At 59.0% G+C, this 12553-nt stretch carries 15 protein-coding genes and 1 riboswitch; of the genes, 13 read left to right on the plus strand and 2 right to left on the minus strand.

Features of this window, described 5'->3' with window-relative positions:
• Positions 1-13: 13 nt before the first annotated feature.
• Together DMZ65_RS04750 and DMZ65_RS04755 are read left to right on the plus strand one after the other, a co-directional pair.
• Positions 14-679 carry a hypothetical protein gene (locus DMZ65_RS04750; RefSeq protein WP_332871562.1) on the plus strand — a complete coding sequence of 222 codons (666 nt, stop codon included), beginning with the start codon at positions 14-16 and terminating at the stop codon, positions 677-679.
• Positions 676-1026, plus strand: a complete 351-nt coding sequence (locus DMZ65_RS04755) for a hypothetical protein (protein ID WP_116597774.1) — start codon at positions 676-678, stop codon at positions 1024-1026. The genes DMZ65_RS04750 and DMZ65_RS04755 overlap by 4 nt, the downstream gene beginning before the upstream one ends.
• A gap of 18 nt (positions 1027-1044) precedes the next feature.
• Here the strand turns inward: DMZ65_RS04755 and DMZ65_RS04760 are convergent, their stop codons facing one another.
• On the minus strand, positions 1045-1854 hold the full coding sequence (locus DMZ65_RS04760; RefSeq protein ID WP_116597775.1) for a quinoprotein dehydrogenase-associated SoxYZ-like carrier: 810 nt from the start codon (positions 1852-1854) through the stop codon (positions 1045-1047).
• 126 nt (positions 1855-1980) lie between these two features.
• Between DMZ65_RS04760 and DMZ65_RS04765 the strand changes: the two genes are divergently transcribed.
• Positions 1981-3000 carry a quinoprotein relay system zinc metallohydrolase 2 gene (locus tag DMZ65_RS04765; RefSeq protein ID WP_116598121.1) on the plus strand — a complete coding sequence of 340 codons (1020 nt, stop codon included), beginning with the start codon at positions 1981-1983 and terminating at the stop codon, positions 2998-3000.
• Positions 3001-3003: 3 nt separating this feature from the next.
• On the opposite strand, the gene DMZ65_RS04770 is transcribed toward DMZ65_RS04765, so the two are convergent.
• Positions 3004-3609, minus strand: a complete 606-nt coding sequence (locus DMZ65_RS04770) for a hypothetical protein (protein ID WP_116597776.1) — start codon at positions 3607-3609, stop codon at positions 3004-3006.
• A gap of 164 nt (positions 3610-3773) precedes the next feature.
• On the opposite strand from DMZ65_RS04770, the gene DMZ65_RS04775 reads away from it, so the two are divergent.
• The 10 genes from DMZ65_RS04775 (at position 3774) to thiD (ending at position 12530) form a co-directional block, all read left to right on the plus strand.
• Entirely contained in the window at positions 3774-4886 is a 1113-nt protein-coding gene (locus tag DMZ65_RS04775) for an S-(hydroxymethyl)glutathione dehydrogenase/class III alcohol dehydrogenase (protein WP_116597777.1), read from the plus strand.
• Positions 4887-4892: 6 nt separating this feature from the next.
• Entirely contained in the window at positions 4893-5726 is an 834-nt protein-coding gene (gene fghA / locus DMZ65_RS04780; RefSeq protein ID WP_116597778.1) for an S-formylglutathione hydrolase, read from the plus strand.
• 14 nt (positions 5727-5740) lie between these two features.
• Positions 5741-6163, plus strand: a complete 423-nt coding sequence (locus DMZ65_RS04785; RefSeq protein ID WP_116597779.1) for a c-type cytochrome — start codon at positions 5741-5743, stop codon at positions 6161-6163.
• Positions 6164-6332: 169 nt separating this feature from the next.
• Positions 6333-8084, plus strand: coding sequence for a methanol/ethanol family PQQ-dependent dehydrogenase (locus tag DMZ65_RS04790; protein WP_438942701.1), 1752 nt, complete (start codon positions 6333-6335; stop codon positions 8082-8084).
• Between the two features lie 85 nt (positions 8085-8169).
• A complete protein-coding gene (locus DMZ65_RS04795) occupies positions 8170-8706 on the plus strand; it encodes a c-type cytochrome, methanol metabolism-related (protein WP_438942702.1) in 537 nt (178 codons plus the stop codon).
• A 4-nt stretch (positions 8707-8710) separates the two neighbouring features.
• The gene (locus DMZ65_RS04800) at positions 8711-9535 is read left to right on the plus strand and encodes a substrate-binding domain-containing protein (RefSeq protein ID WP_232824893.1); all 825 of its coding nucleotides are present in this window, start codon (positions 8711-8713) and stop codon (positions 9533-9535) included.
• Positions 9532-10080 carry a PQQ-dependent catabolism-associated CXXCW motif protein gene (locus tag DMZ65_RS04805; RefSeq protein WP_116597783.1) on the plus strand — a complete coding sequence of 183 codons (549 nt, stop codon included), beginning with the start codon at positions 9532-9534 and terminating at the stop codon, positions 10078-10080. Before DMZ65_RS04800 ends, DMZ65_RS04805 begins: the two co-directional genes overlap by 4 nt.
• A 102-nt stretch (positions 10081-10182) precedes the next feature.
• A riboswitch (TPP riboswitch) is annotated at positions 10183-10271 on the plus strand.
• Positions 10272-10318: 47 nt separating this feature from the next.
• Positions 10319-11095 (plus strand): hydroxyethylthiazole kinase, encoded by a 777-nt coding sequence (thiM, locus tag DMZ65_RS04810; RefSeq protein WP_116597784.1) that lies wholly within the window; start codon positions 10319-10321, stop codon positions 11093-11095.
• A complete protein-coding gene (gene thiE / locus DMZ65_RS04815) occupies positions 11092-11727 on the plus strand; it encodes a thiamine phosphate synthase (RefSeq protein ID WP_116597785.1) in 636 nt (211 codons plus the stop codon). Before thiM ends, thiE begins: the two co-directional genes overlap by 4 nt.
• On the plus strand, positions 11724-12530 hold the full coding sequence (gene thiD, locus DMZ65_RS04820; RefSeq protein WP_116597786.1) for a bifunctional hydroxymethylpyrimidine kinase/phosphomethylpyrimidine kinase: 807 nt from the start codon (positions 11724-11726) through the stop codon (positions 12528-12530). Before thiE ends, thiD begins: the two co-directional genes overlap by 4 nt.
• Positions 12531-12553: the final 23 nt, after the last annotated feature.

Raw genomic sequence — 12553 nt, forward strand, 5'->3', positions numbered from 1 at the left:
GGGAGGAATCTTGATGATGCTGAAACAACTGGCCTTGGCGATTGCACTATTGGCGGCACCAGCCGTCGCGAATTCGGCGGACGGGACCAAAACCTACGACCTGCTGTTCCGCAATGGAACATTGGACGAGATCAGTCGGGACAAGACGCTGGTCTATCACCGCGAGGTCACCAACGCCCTGAAACCAGAAGCGGGCGAGCGAGACACCGGAGACATCGCGCTGAACTTTTCCGGCGACGAGGATGGAATGCTGAAAATCTCGTTCCACAAAGAGGACAAGATGCGCGGTATGGGGCAATTTCCGGCCAGCGTCGGTAATCCGATGATCATGGTCTTTTATGAATCGGTCATTCGCGACATGGCGGAATCGGCGGGTGGCAGCCCGTTTTACATCCGCAATCGGGTCAAGGACGCGCTGGTTCAGACCTCGGAGGTGATCGAGGGCGAGGCGCAGGTCGGCGGCCGCACGGTGGCCACCAAGACGGTCAGCCTTTTCCCGTTCAAGGACGATCCGAACCGCGACCGGATGCAAGGCTTCGGCGATCTGGAAATGCAGGTGGTGATGTCCGAGGATGTGCCCGGCTGGTATCTTAGCATGACGGCAGATGCGCCCGGTGCGGGCGACGGTCCGGTTTACCATTCGGAGATCACGTTTGATACGCTGGGGGAAACGAAATGAAGGGTTTGGCCTGCGCCCTCATTCTGGCAGTTGCACCGCTGGGGGCCAGCGCGCAAAGCGTTGCACAGCAATATAACGACTACCCGACAGCCGCTCGCGCGGATTATGTCTTTGCCTGCATGGCCACGAATGGGCGCAGCCGCGAGGTGCTGCAACAATGCGCCTGCTCAATAGATGAGATTGCCACGATCCTGCCCTATGAAAAATACGTTCAGGCGGAAACGGTCCTTTCGATGCGGCGCACGGGGGGCGAGCGCATGGCCGTTTTCAACAGCGCCGTCGTGGCCGAGACTTTGGTGGCCGACCTGCGCCGCGCGCAGGCCGAAGCAGAGATTATCTGTTTCTGAGGTTTCGGGCGGGGCCGATCAGCCCTGCGCCGCCTTGGGCAGGTCATGCGCAAAGCTGTTGCCTTCGGTATCCGTGGCTTTGACCGTCAGCATTTCAGAGCCGTTATCGGTATAGGCAAACCGAAAGACCGGGTTTTCGGAAATCGAGATGCCGCCATCGACAGTGAACAGCAGATCCTCGCCCTGCCAGACCTCCATATGGTCGATGAAATGTGCGGGAATGAAGAGTTGTGTCACCTGATCGCGTTGCAGACCGGAATAGTTCGGATGCCGGATCATGATTTGCGCTTCGCGGCGTGGGGTCGACATGGCCGGTTCGCCAAACTGGCGCAGTTTCATCTTGCCGATCCCGGCCAGTGCCTGTTCCGGATCCTTGGTTGCGGGGGCGGAACAACCGCCAGAGGCTTTCACATACCGGCCCGACATGGACAGACCTTGGGCGGTTTCTGCGATCACCCGGAGATTGGAGTATTGGTTCACCCGCACGCGCAGTTCGAAATCGAGCGGTGCCATTGCGTCGGAAAATTTCATGACAGCGGCCACGGGTGCCGGGTTTTCGTCAATCACCAGAGTCGCCTCTGTGATCGGTAGCGACGGGTCAAGCTGGCGCAGCACCACCGGAACTGTCGCGGCATCATGCGCGCGGTAAGGCGCATCGACGCTGAGGATGGCGGCCCCATCGGCAAGCGGGGCGTCCCCCAGAATATCCGGGCGCAGGTCGTTCCATGTTGCGCTTTCGGTCAACGGGTTGGTGATCGGGTCATCGGCGAAAGCGGGCGATGCGAACAAAGCAACAACGACCGCCGTGATAAAGGCTGGATTGGCCATGCCTCCTCCTCTTGCATGGGTACAAGGCGAATTATGACATAAATTCAGGTTTTCTGATATAGAGCGTTTGGTCGGTGCCGCACACGTTTCCGCGCGCGACCTGTGACCTGTCAGGAGGGGGGGGTGATGTTCGAAGCTGTCGTGTTGATCTGTCTGAATGCGGGACCGTGCCGCGAGATGCTGTTGCCGGGATTCGAGGCCGACAATCAACAGGCCTGCGAGGCGGCGCTGGCCGAGGCCCCGCCGAAAACGCCTGCGGGAACGGTCGCTTTTTGCCAACCGAAGGGCGCTGCACTGGCGGTGGAAGAGATCGCCGAAGGCGTTTTCGTCCATTCGGGTCTGATCGAGGAACCCGACGAGGCCAATCTTGGGGACGTGTCCAATCTGGGCTTTGTCATTGGCGACGCTTCTGTCGCGGTGATCGACAGCGGCTCTGCCCGCTGGATGGGCGAGGCGCTGTGGCGCAGCATCCGGCAGCGTACAGACAAGCCGGTAAGCCATGTGATCCTGACGCATATGCACCCCGACCATGTGTTCGGCGCGTCGCTCTTCGCGGATGCGGGGGCAGAGGTGGTCGGTCACGAACGGCTGCCGCGCGCGCTTGCCGACCGGCAGGCGAACTACCTTGAAAGCCTGCGGCGGTTGATTGGGGAAGAGGCGATGATCGGAACGGTCGCGCCGGACGTGACACACAGCGTTGAAGCCGATACCCGGATCGACCTTGGGAACCGGCGGCTGACTTTGACGGCCTGGCCCACAGCCCATACGCCCGCGGATCTCACGGTGTTCGATACAAAAAGCGGAACGCTATTCGCCGGCGACCTTGTGTTCGATCAGCACACGCCTGCGCTGGATGGCAGCGTTCTTGGCTGGCAGGATGTGATGGCGCGGATGACAGCGCAAGCGGCCCTGCGAGTCGTGCCCGGACATGGCGCAGTCTCTCTGCCCTGGCCGGAGGGTGCGGCACCTTTGGAACGCTACTTGCGCGCACTGGTCGCGGACACCCGCGCCGCGATTGCCGACGGCACGCGGCTGGGCAATGCGGTGCAGACCATCGCGGCCGATGAGGCAGAGCATTGGCACCTGTTCGAGGCGTATAATCCGCGCAACGCCACCGTTGCCTTTACAGAGCTTGAGTGGGAATAGGGCTCAGCTGTCCTTGACCTCTGCCTGAAGCATCTGGGCAATCCCGAACAGACGTTTTTCCAGCAGTGTCGGCGTTTCGCACAGATAGGTGATGTTCTTCTGCCTGTCCGAATAGATCAGCTGATCCCAGTCAAGTTGCTCTTCCAGCGCGTCCACCCTGTCAAAATCCGGGTCTTCGGTCGCCAGTTGCGTTGTCATCTCGCTCCGCGCGGCCTCGATCTTGTCGCTCAGCCCGATCTGGCTAAGCGAAAATTCCTCGATCCCGTGGATGATCCGGCCACGTCGGCGGGACAAACGGTCGAACACTTGCTTGAACACCAGACCCAAAGCGTCAGGATCGCCCTCAACCTGCGCACCAAAGGCGGCAATATCGGGGCGCAATGTCTCAAGCTCGATCCGCCTGACGGCCAATGTGTCGGCAAGCGTTTTCACGTCGTCCTGTATCGCATCCGGCACGCTGTCCGGGACCGGATGCGCCCACATCAGGCCAACGGACAATTGCCCCACCTTGCGCTGCACGCAGGGCCATGTCGGATCCGAAAAATCGGTGGCCAGGGCCGGGGTCGCAAGACACAGCCCGGCGAGCACTAGAATTCTGGCGTGAACCATCTGAAAATCCTCCCGGATAAAAGATGCCCGAGGGCGCAGGGCAAGTCTACGCTTCCCAATGCCCACCATAGTCTGCATTGTTTGGTATACTGCCCCCTACCATAATCCGTTAAAAATGCGTGGCCGGTAAAACGTGTCGGCGCGCAAAGGAAGGAAGAATACATATGCGAACTCGTGCTGCCGTGGCCGTTGAGGCAGGTAAACCACTGGAAATCATGGAAGTCGAACTGGACGGGCCCCGCAAGGGCGAAGTGCTGGTCGAGATCAAGGCCACGGGCCTGTGCCATACGGATGAATTTACCCGTTCCGGTGACGACCCCGAAGGCATCTTCCCGGCGATTCTGGGCCATGAGGGTGCGGGCGTCGTGATCGAGGTTGGCGAAGGCGTGACCTCACTTGAGGTGGGCGATCATGTGATTCCCCTTTACACGCCTGAATGCCGCGAATGCGAATACTGTCTGAACCCCAAGACCAACCTGTGCCAGAAGGTGCGCTCGACTCAAGGTCAGGGTCTTCTGCCCGATGGCACAACGCGCTTCAGGATGCTGGATGGCACGCCGATCCATCACTACATGGGCTGTTCGACCTTCGCCAACCACACGGTTGTGCCGGAAATCGCGCTGGCCAAGATCCGGAAGGACGCGCCGTTCGACAAGGTCTGCTATATCGGGTGCGGTGTTACCACCGGCATCGGGGCGGTCATCAACACCGCCAAGGTCGAGATTGGCAGCCGCGCGGTCGTCTTTGGTCTGGGCGGTATCGGCCTGAACGTGTTGCAGGGTCTGCGACTGGCGGGCTGCGATCAGATCGTTGGCGTGGATCTGAACGACGACAAGATTGAAATGGCCGAGCATTTCGGCATGACCGATTTCGTGAACCCCTCGAAGGTCGAGGGCGATCTGGTGGCGCATCTGGTCGAGCTGACGAAGGGTGGCGCGGATTACACCTTTGACGCGACCGGCAATGTGAACGTGATGCGCACGGCGCTGGAATGCGCGCATAAAGGCTGGGGCGAATCGATCATCATCGGCGTGGCACCTGCGGGGGCTGAAATCAGCACGCGACCTTTCCAACTGGTGACAGGACGTGTCTGGCGCGGAACCGCGTTTGGCGGGGCCAAGGGCCGGACGGATGTGCCGAAAATCGTCGACTGGTACATGGATGGCAAGATCGAGATCGACCCGATGATCACGCATAAGCTGACGCTGGACGAGATCAATCACGGCTTTGACCTGATGCATGAAGGCAAGTCGATCCGCGCCGTGGTGGAGTTCTGACCCGTTATGGAAACCCTTTCTGAAAACCGCAGCTTCGAAGGCGTACAGGGCGTTTACAAACACGCCTCGACCGCCTGCGGATGCGACATGACCTTCGCGGTCTATCTGCCGCCACAGGCAAAGATCCGGAAGGTGCCGGTTCTGTGGTATCTGTCGGGTCTGACCTGCACGCATGAAAACGCGATGGTGAAAGCCGGACTTCAAGAACATGCGGCAGAGCATGGGCTTGCGATCGTCTTTCCCGACACCTCGCCGCGCGGCGATGACGTGGCGGATGACGATGCCTATGATCTGGGGCAGGGGGCCGGCTTTTACGTCAATGCGACGCGCAACCCCTGGCGTCCGCATTTCCAGATGTATGACTACATCACCAGCGAATTGCGTGATCTGGTGCTGGCGAATTTCGCCATCCTCGACCGGCACGGGATAACCGGGCATTCGATGGGCGGGCATGGCGCGTTGACCATCGCGATGCGCAATCCTGACATGTACGATTCACTGTCCGCTTTCGCGCCGATTGCGAACCCCACCCAAAGCGATTGGGGACGAAAGCAGCTTAGCGCCTATCTTGGAGATGACGAATCAAGCTGGTGTCAGCACGACTCCGTGCTACTTATGGACGACAAGGGATGGAAAGGCGACCTGCTGATCGATCAAGGTGGTTCTGATCAGTTTCTGAACCTGCTCAAGCCGGAAACACTTGCCGAGGCCATGATGCGCAATCGGCAGCCAGGGGTGTTCCGGATGCAGGAAGGCTACGACCATTCGTATTTCTTTGTGAACTCCTTCGCAGGCGATCACGTTGCTTGGCACGCAGATCGTTTGCTTCAAGACCAGTAAGATAGAGGCTTAAAATGTTCAAAACAGTAATCTGCACAGCTTTTGCGACACTTCTTCCGCTTGCCGCCATGGCCGAAAGCCATTCGATGGCAGGTGATGCGGAAAAAGGCGAGAAAGTGTTCCGCAAATGCCAAGCTTGCCACGATGTGGGCGAGGACGCCAAAAGCAAGGTTGGGCCGATCCTGAACAACATTATGGGGCGGCAGATAGCCAGCGTGGAAGACTTCAAATACTCCAAGGTTCTGACGGAAATGGGCGAGGCAGGGGATGTCTGGACGCCCGAAGCACTGGCTGCCTTTCTGGAAAAGCCGCGCGATTTCGCAAAGGGCACGAAGATGTCCTTTGCCGGGCTTCGTAAAGAAGATGACCGCGCAGATGTGATTGCGTTTCTCGCGAGCCATTCTGACGAAACTGAGGAGGCTGAAGAAGGTTCGTGACATAAGAAATGTCTGCCCCGCCGGGAGGAGAGAGCTGGCGGGGCAGGCATAGCGGCAGATGGGCAATGCCCCGTTTTGCCATGAGGCGGCGAAAGCCGTGTATTTCGGGAGGACTGAAATGAAGACCGTTAGAATGTTAACCTCGGGCATCGCCCTTTGCTGCGCCAGTATGGCGATGGCGAATGACGATCTCATGACGCTGATGGACAACCCGACACAATGGGCGATCCAGACGGGCGATTACAAAAACCAGAGATATTCCAAACTCGATCAGATCAACGCCGAAAACGTCGGCGACCTTCAGGTTGCATGGACATTCTCCACCGGCGTGCTGCGCGGCCACGAAGGCTCGCCGCTGGTGATCGACAACATGATGTATGTTCACACGCCGTTCCCGAACATTGTCTATGCGCTTGATCTGGCACAGGACGGCAAGATCGTCTGGAAATACGAGCCAAAACAGGATCCGGATGTCATTCCGGTGATGTGCTGCGATACCGTGAACCGCGGTGTGGCATATGCCAATGGCAAGATCTTCCTTCATCAGGCCGACACGAAAGTGGTCGCGCTGGACGCCATGAGCGGCGAAGTGAAGTGGGAAGCACAGAACGGCGACGCGTCGATAGGCGAGACGAACACCGCGACGGTTCTACCGGTGAAAGACAAGATCATTGTCGGTATCTCGGGCGGTGAATTCGGTGTTCAGGGCCATGTCACGGCCTACAACATGGAAACCGGCGAACTTGAGTGGCGCGCCTATTCTGTCGGCACCGACGATCAACTGTTGGTGGACCCGGAAAAGACAACCCATCTGGGCGAGCCGATCGGCAAGGACAGCTCTATCAAGACATGGGAAGGCGATCAGTGGAAGATCGGCGGTGCCACGACGTGGGGCTGGTATTCCTACGACGAGGAGCTTGACCTCTTTTACTACGGCTCCGCCAACCCTTCGACCTGGAACCCTTCGCAACGTCCGGGCGACAACCGCTGGTCGATGACCATCATGGCGCGCGACCCCGATGACGGCATGGCCAAGTGGTTCTACCAGATGACCCCGCATGACGAGTGGGATTATGACGGCGTCAATGAAATGATCCTGACGGAGCAGGAAATTGATGGTGAAGAGCGCAAGCTGCTGACCCATTTCGACCGGAACGGTCTGGGCTACACGCTGGATCGGGAAACCGGCGAATTGCTGGTGGCGGAAAAGTTCGATCCTGCTGTGAACTGGACGACCGGTGTCGATATGGACCCCGAGTCCGAGACATATGGCCGTCCGGAAGTGGTCGCGCAGTACTCGACCGAGCAGAATGGCGAAGACGTCAACTCCACCGGCATCTGTCCGGCGGCGCTTGGGTCCAAGGACCAGCAGCCTGCGGCCTACTCGCCGAAGACAGAGCTGATGTATGTCCCGACCAACCACGTCTGCATGGACTACGAACCGTTCCGCGTGGCCTACACCGCTGGACAGCCCTATGTCGGCGCGACGCTGGCAATGTATCCGGCGCCCGACAGCCATGGCGGCATGGGTAACTTCATCGCCTGGGACAACACAGTGGGTGAGATCAAGTGGTCCATCCCCGAGCAGTTCTCGGTTTGGTCCGGCGCATTGGCAACCGCGGGAGACATCGTCTTCTACGGCACGCTTGAGGGGTATCTGAAGGCGATTGATGCGACAACAGGTGACGAATTGTACCGCTTCAAAACCCCTTCGGGCATCATCGGTAACGTGATGACCTACGAGTTTGAAGGCAAACAGTATGTCGGCATCTTGTCAGGTATTGGCGGCTGGGCCGGGATCGGTCTTGCGGCTGGTCTGACCAATCCGAATGATGGTCTGGGTGCCGTGGGTGGCTATGCCGCTCTGAGCGACTACACCGCGCTGGGTGGTCAGCTGACCGTGTTCGCACTGCCGGATTAAGGCACGATAACACTTCAAGAGCTGGGTCCGGCGCATCCGTGTGCCGGTCCTCCCCTAACGACTGTCCGAAAGGTGAACAGCCATGATGCGCACCGCATCCCGATTTTTCTTTGCCGCCGCCATATCGACGCTGCTTCCCCTTGCAGCCTTTGCCCAAGCCTCGAGCGATCAGCCGGTAAAGCCCGAAGAACACACTGATGAAGTCGCTGTCGCCTATGAGGACGATGGCATGTACTTCACCGAAGATGATATTCCTACCTACAAGGTGGCCGAGGATGGGACCGTCGATTGGATGACCTTCTCCGGCTTCCGTCGTTATCATTCGGAATGCCACGTCTGTCACGGCCCGGATGGCGAAGGGTCCACCTATGCACCAAAGATCAAGAATTCGGCCGTGCATATGGATTATTACGATTTTTATGATGTCGTGGTGAATGGGCGTCAGAATGGCAACTCGGTCATGCCGCATTTTGGCGATAATCCGAACGTAATGTGCTATCTCAATGACATCTATGTCTACCTCAAGGCGCGTGGCATGGATGCGGTGCCGCGCGGGCGCCCGGCCAAGAAAGAAGCCAAGTCCGATCTGATCCGCGAGATGGAAAATGGTTGCATGGGCTGATACGATGCGCACAGTCGCGTCAGGGTTTTTGGGATTGTTGCTTTGCGCCGGTCTGGCGCAGGCGCAGACCTCTGATCTTGTCTCGACGCACGCATTGAGGGTTTGCGCAGATCCAGCCAATGCCCCGATGTCCATGCAAGACGGATCTGGCTATGAAAACGCGCTGGCAGAACTGGTCGGCGAAAAGCTGGATCTGCCCGTTCGATATACCTGGTATCCGATGGCGACCGGATTTGTCCGCAACACGCTTAAAATCAAGAAATGCGACGTGATCATTGGTTATGCACAGGGCCATGAACTTGTGCTGAACACCAATCACTATCTGACATCGACATATGTGCTGATCGTTCCGAAGGACGGCCCTTTGACCGACGTCACCGTGCTGTCGGATGAGCGCTTGCAGGGGTTGAAGATCGGGGTCATCGCCGGAAGCCCGCCTGCAACCCATATGGCGCGCAACGGCTTGATAGCGAAGGCAAAAGCGTACCATCTGTTCGTGGACAGACGGTACGAAAGCCCTTCAGAGGACATGCTGGCCGATCTTGACAGCGGAGAGATCGACGCTGCCATCATTTGGGGGCCGATCGGCGGTCCTTTGGTCAAACAATTCCATCCGGGCATGAAAGTCATTCCGCTGATCAAGGAAACCCTGCCGCCCAAGCTTTACTACCGGATCACGATGGGCGTCCGACAGGGTGAAAAAGTTTGGCAGCGCAAGCTGAACTCGCTCATTCGACGCAATCAGGATGAAATCAACGCTCTGCTTGCTGATGCGGGCGTGCCTTTGGTCTCGGACCTTGGGGATATGGTTCTGGATCTGTCCCAATGATCCGGATGCTGGCGATCCTGTTTTTTGTGGGACTGCCGGTCAGTGTGGTGGCTGAAGCCGAACCCGTGGATTACCGGATGGACCGCTACCGGGGGCCGGTTCCGTCTACCCTGTCAGGTGGTACGGTCGTCGGGCCGGAGGCTGCGCATGACCTGTGGCAAGCGGGCCAGACCGCATTCATTGATGTTCTGCCGCAAGCCCCGAAACCCGCCAACCTGCCCGAAGGCACGATCTGGCGCGACAAACCGCGAGATTCCATCCCCGGTGCGATCTGGCTGCCCAATGTCGGCTACGGGGCGATTGCGGAGGTCACAGAAGGGTATTTCCGACGCGGCTTGGCCGATGTCACGAAAAATGACCGCACGCATCCCGTCCTGTTCTTCTGCCTTGCAGATTGCTGGATGAGCTGGAACGCCGCCAAACGCGCAATCGAATGGGGGTATAGCAATGTCTACTGGTTGCCCGAAGGGACTGATGGATGGCAGTTCTGGGACTATCCGCTGGAACGGATCACTCCGGAAGAACCGCAGCCCGGCGTTGAATAGTCAGACCGCCCAAAACCATAGAAAAGTTGAAACCCCGGCACAGTGATGTCCGGACCAGAGTGTCCCATGGCGATTGACGCCGCATCAAGGCTTGCCTAATGTCGCTTTCGCCGGGGGCGCTGCAAAGCTGAGACGTACCCTTTGAACCTGAACCGGATAATGCTGGCGGAGGGAGGTCACAGTCGCATTATACTTGCTGACAAAGTGCTCTTTTTCGCCAGAACCTGAAAGAGCCGCAATGACTGTGACAGATATTCTGACTCCGCTTCGTGCGCAAAGCCCGCTTGTACACTGCATCACCAACTATGTGGCGATGAACATCGCCGCCAACGTTGTATTGGCTGCCGGCGCGTCGCCTGCCATGCTTCATGCCGTTGAAGAAATCACGGATTTCACGCCGATTTCCGGTGCGTTGACAATTAACATCGGAACATTGTCTGCCCCTTGGGTCGTGGGCATGATGTCCGCAGCCGATACGGCAAACACTCACAATATTCCGTGGGTCTTCGACCCGGTTGCGCATTTCGTCAGCAACTACCGCAAGGGGGTCGCGCAGGACGTTCTGGCCTTGCGCCCGACGATCCTGCGGGGAAACGCCTCAGAGATCCTGGCGCTTGCTGGAGAGGCGGGATCCGGCAAGGGGGCCGACAGCGGCGATGCTGTAAAAGCGGCTGAAGCTGTGGGTGTAGCATTGGCACGGCAATTCGGCTCTGTTGTCGCGATCACCGGTCCTGTGGATTTTGTCACTGACGGCACGCGGTCGGCACGGGTCGCAGGCGGGTCGGAGATCATGCCGCAGGTGACCGCTTTGGGCTGTTCGCTGACAGCATTGATGGGGGCCTACGCAGCCGTCGGTCCGGCGTTTGACGCGGCCTTGGGCGCGTTGGCACATTTTAAAGTGGCCGGCGGCATGGCGGCCAGGCAGGCAAGTGGCCCCGGTAGCTTCCAAGTGCATTTCCTCGACGCATTGGCGGCGGTACAGCCCGACGACCTGCACAAGGTGGTTGTCGCATGACGGCCCTGCGCAAAAGCCTGCGGCTTTACCTTGTCACCGATCCGAAGCTTTGCGCTTCGCGTGGTGTTGTCGATACGGTGCGTTGCGCGGTATCGGGCGGTGTCAGCATGGTGCAGTTGCGTGACAAGTCCGCACAGACCCACGAACGGGTAGAGCTGGCCCGCGCGATCAAAAAGGCTCTCACGGGCAGTGGCGTGCCCTTGGTGATCAACGATGACGTGGATGCCGCCGTCGCCGCCGATGTCGATGGGGCGCATATCGGGCAGGGGGATCTGACGCCCGCGCAGGCCCGCGCGCGACTTGGCCCGGACAAGATTCTGGGGCTGTCTTGCGAGACGGTGCAGACTGTGCAGGGGGCTGACCCCTCCATGGTCGACTATCTCGGTCTTGGCCCGGTTTTCGGCACAGCAACCAAAACCGACCATGCCGCACCTATCGGGTTTGATGGGTTGGCGCGTCTTGTCGCGCTCTCGTCGCTTCCCGTTGTCGCCATAGGTGGGCTGAAAGCGGAACACGCAAGTGCCGTGCTGAAAAGCGGTGCGGATGGTCTGGCTGTCGTGTCCGCCATTTGTGGGCAGGCCGATGTCGCGGCGGCGGCGCGTGCTTTTCGTTTTCAAGGGGATCGGACATGATCGCAAACGTGCTTAGCATTGCCGGGTCGGACCCATCAGGGGGCGCGGGCATACAGGCAGATCTCAAGGCGATTTCGGCTAATGGGGCCTACGCCATGGCTGCGATCACGGCACTCACGGCGCAAAATACGCAAGGCGTCAGTGATATTCATCTGGTGCCGCCCGATTTCGTTCAAGCGCAGATCAAAACGGTGTTCGAGGACATCAGAGTGGATGCGGTTAAGATTGGCATGATTGCCAATGCGGAAATTGCCGACGCTGTCGCAGAGGCGCTGCAAGACTGTACCGTTCCGATCGTGCTGGACCCCGTGATGATCGCCAAGGGCGGCGCACCCTTGTTACAGCCCGATGCTGTCTCTGTGCTGCGGACACGGCTTTTACCGCTAGCCACGCTTCTGACGCCCAATCTGCCCGAAGCTGCGCATCTTCTGGGGGCTTCGATTGCCGCAGATCGGACCGCCATGCAAGAACAAGGCCGCGCGCTTATCGCCAAGGGGCCAGCCGCCATCCTCATGAAGGGCGGGCATCTGGAGACGGCGGATAGCCCGGACTGCCTTGTCACGCGGGATGGTGTGACCTGGTTTGAAGGGCAACGAACCAAGACCCGCAATACCCATGGCACGGGGTGTACACTGTCTGCCGCCCTGGCGGCACAACTCGCGCAGGGACTGGACCTGCGTGACGCCGTCACTGCCGCCAAGGCTTATGTCGCGTCCGCTCTTGCCCATGCGGATGACCTGACCGTCGGAACGGGCCACGGCCCAACCCATCACTTTGCAAAATTCAAAGGACTGCACCCATGAGAACACTGTCAGACACCACCATC

Source organism: Primorskyibacter marinus (assembly GCF_003313245.1).
GTDB lineage: Bacteria > Pseudomonadota > Alphaproteobacteria > Rhodobacterales > Rhodobacteraceae > Primorskyibacter > Primorskyibacter marinus.

Bases quoted from the DNA above. Each gene is read 5' to 3' on its own strand.
- DMZ65_RS04750 (WP_332871562.1), top strand. From the start codon at position 14: ATGATGCTGAAACAACTGGCCTTGGCGATTGCACTATTGGCGGCACCA.
- DMZ65_RS04755 (WP_116597774.1), top strand. From the start codon at position 676: ATGAAGGGTTTGGCCTGCGCCCTCATTCTGGCAGTTGCACCGCTGGGG.
- DMZ65_RS04760 (WP_116597775.1), bottom strand. From the start codon at position 1,854: ATGGCCAATCCAGCCTTTATCACGGCGGTCGTTGTTGCTTTGTTCGCA.
- DMZ65_RS04765 (WP_116598121.1), top strand. From the start codon at position 1,981: ATGTTCGAAGCTGTCGTGTTGATCTGTCTGAATGCGGGACCGTGCCGC.
- DMZ65_RS04770 (WP_116597776.1), bottom strand. From the start codon at position 3,609: ATGGTTCACGCCAGAATTCTAGTGCTCGCCGGGCTGTGTCTTGCGACC.
- DMZ65_RS04775 (WP_116597777.1), top strand. From the start codon at position 3,774: ATGCGAACTCGTGCTGCCGTGGCCGTTGAGGCAGGTAAACCACTGGAA.
- fghA (WP_116597778.1), top strand. From the start codon at position 4,893: ATGGAAACCCTTTCTGAAAACCGCAGCTTCGAAGGCGTACAGGGCGTT.
- DMZ65_RS04785 (WP_116597779.1), top strand. From the start codon at position 5,741: ATGTTCAAAACAGTAATCTGCACAGCTTTTGCGACACTTCTTCCGCTT.
- DMZ65_RS04790 (WP_438942701.1), top strand. From the start codon at position 6,333: ATGGCGATGGCGAATGACGATCTCATGACGCTGATGGACAACCCGACA.
- DMZ65_RS04795 (WP_438942702.1), top strand. From the start codon at position 8,170: ATGCGCACCGCATCCCGATTTTTCTTTGCCGCCGCCATATCGACGCTG.
- DMZ65_RS04800 (WP_232824893.1), top strand. From the start codon at position 8,711: ATGCGCACAGTCGCGTCAGGGTTTTTGGGATTGTTGCTTTGCGCCGGT.
- DMZ65_RS04805 (WP_116597783.1), top strand. From the start codon at position 9,532: ATGATCCGGATGCTGGCGATCCTGTTTTTTGTGGGACTGCCGGTCAGT.
- thiM (WP_116597784.1), top strand. From the start codon at position 10,319: ATGACTGTGACAGATATTCTGACTCCGCTTCGTGCGCAAAGCCCGCTT.
- thiE (WP_116597785.1), top strand. From the start codon at position 11,092: ATGACGGCCCTGCGCAAAAGCCTGCGGCTTTACCTTGTCACCGATCCG.
- thiD (WP_116597786.1), top strand. From the start codon at position 11,724: ATGATCGCAAACGTGCTTAGCATTGCCGGGTCGGACCCATCAGGGGGC.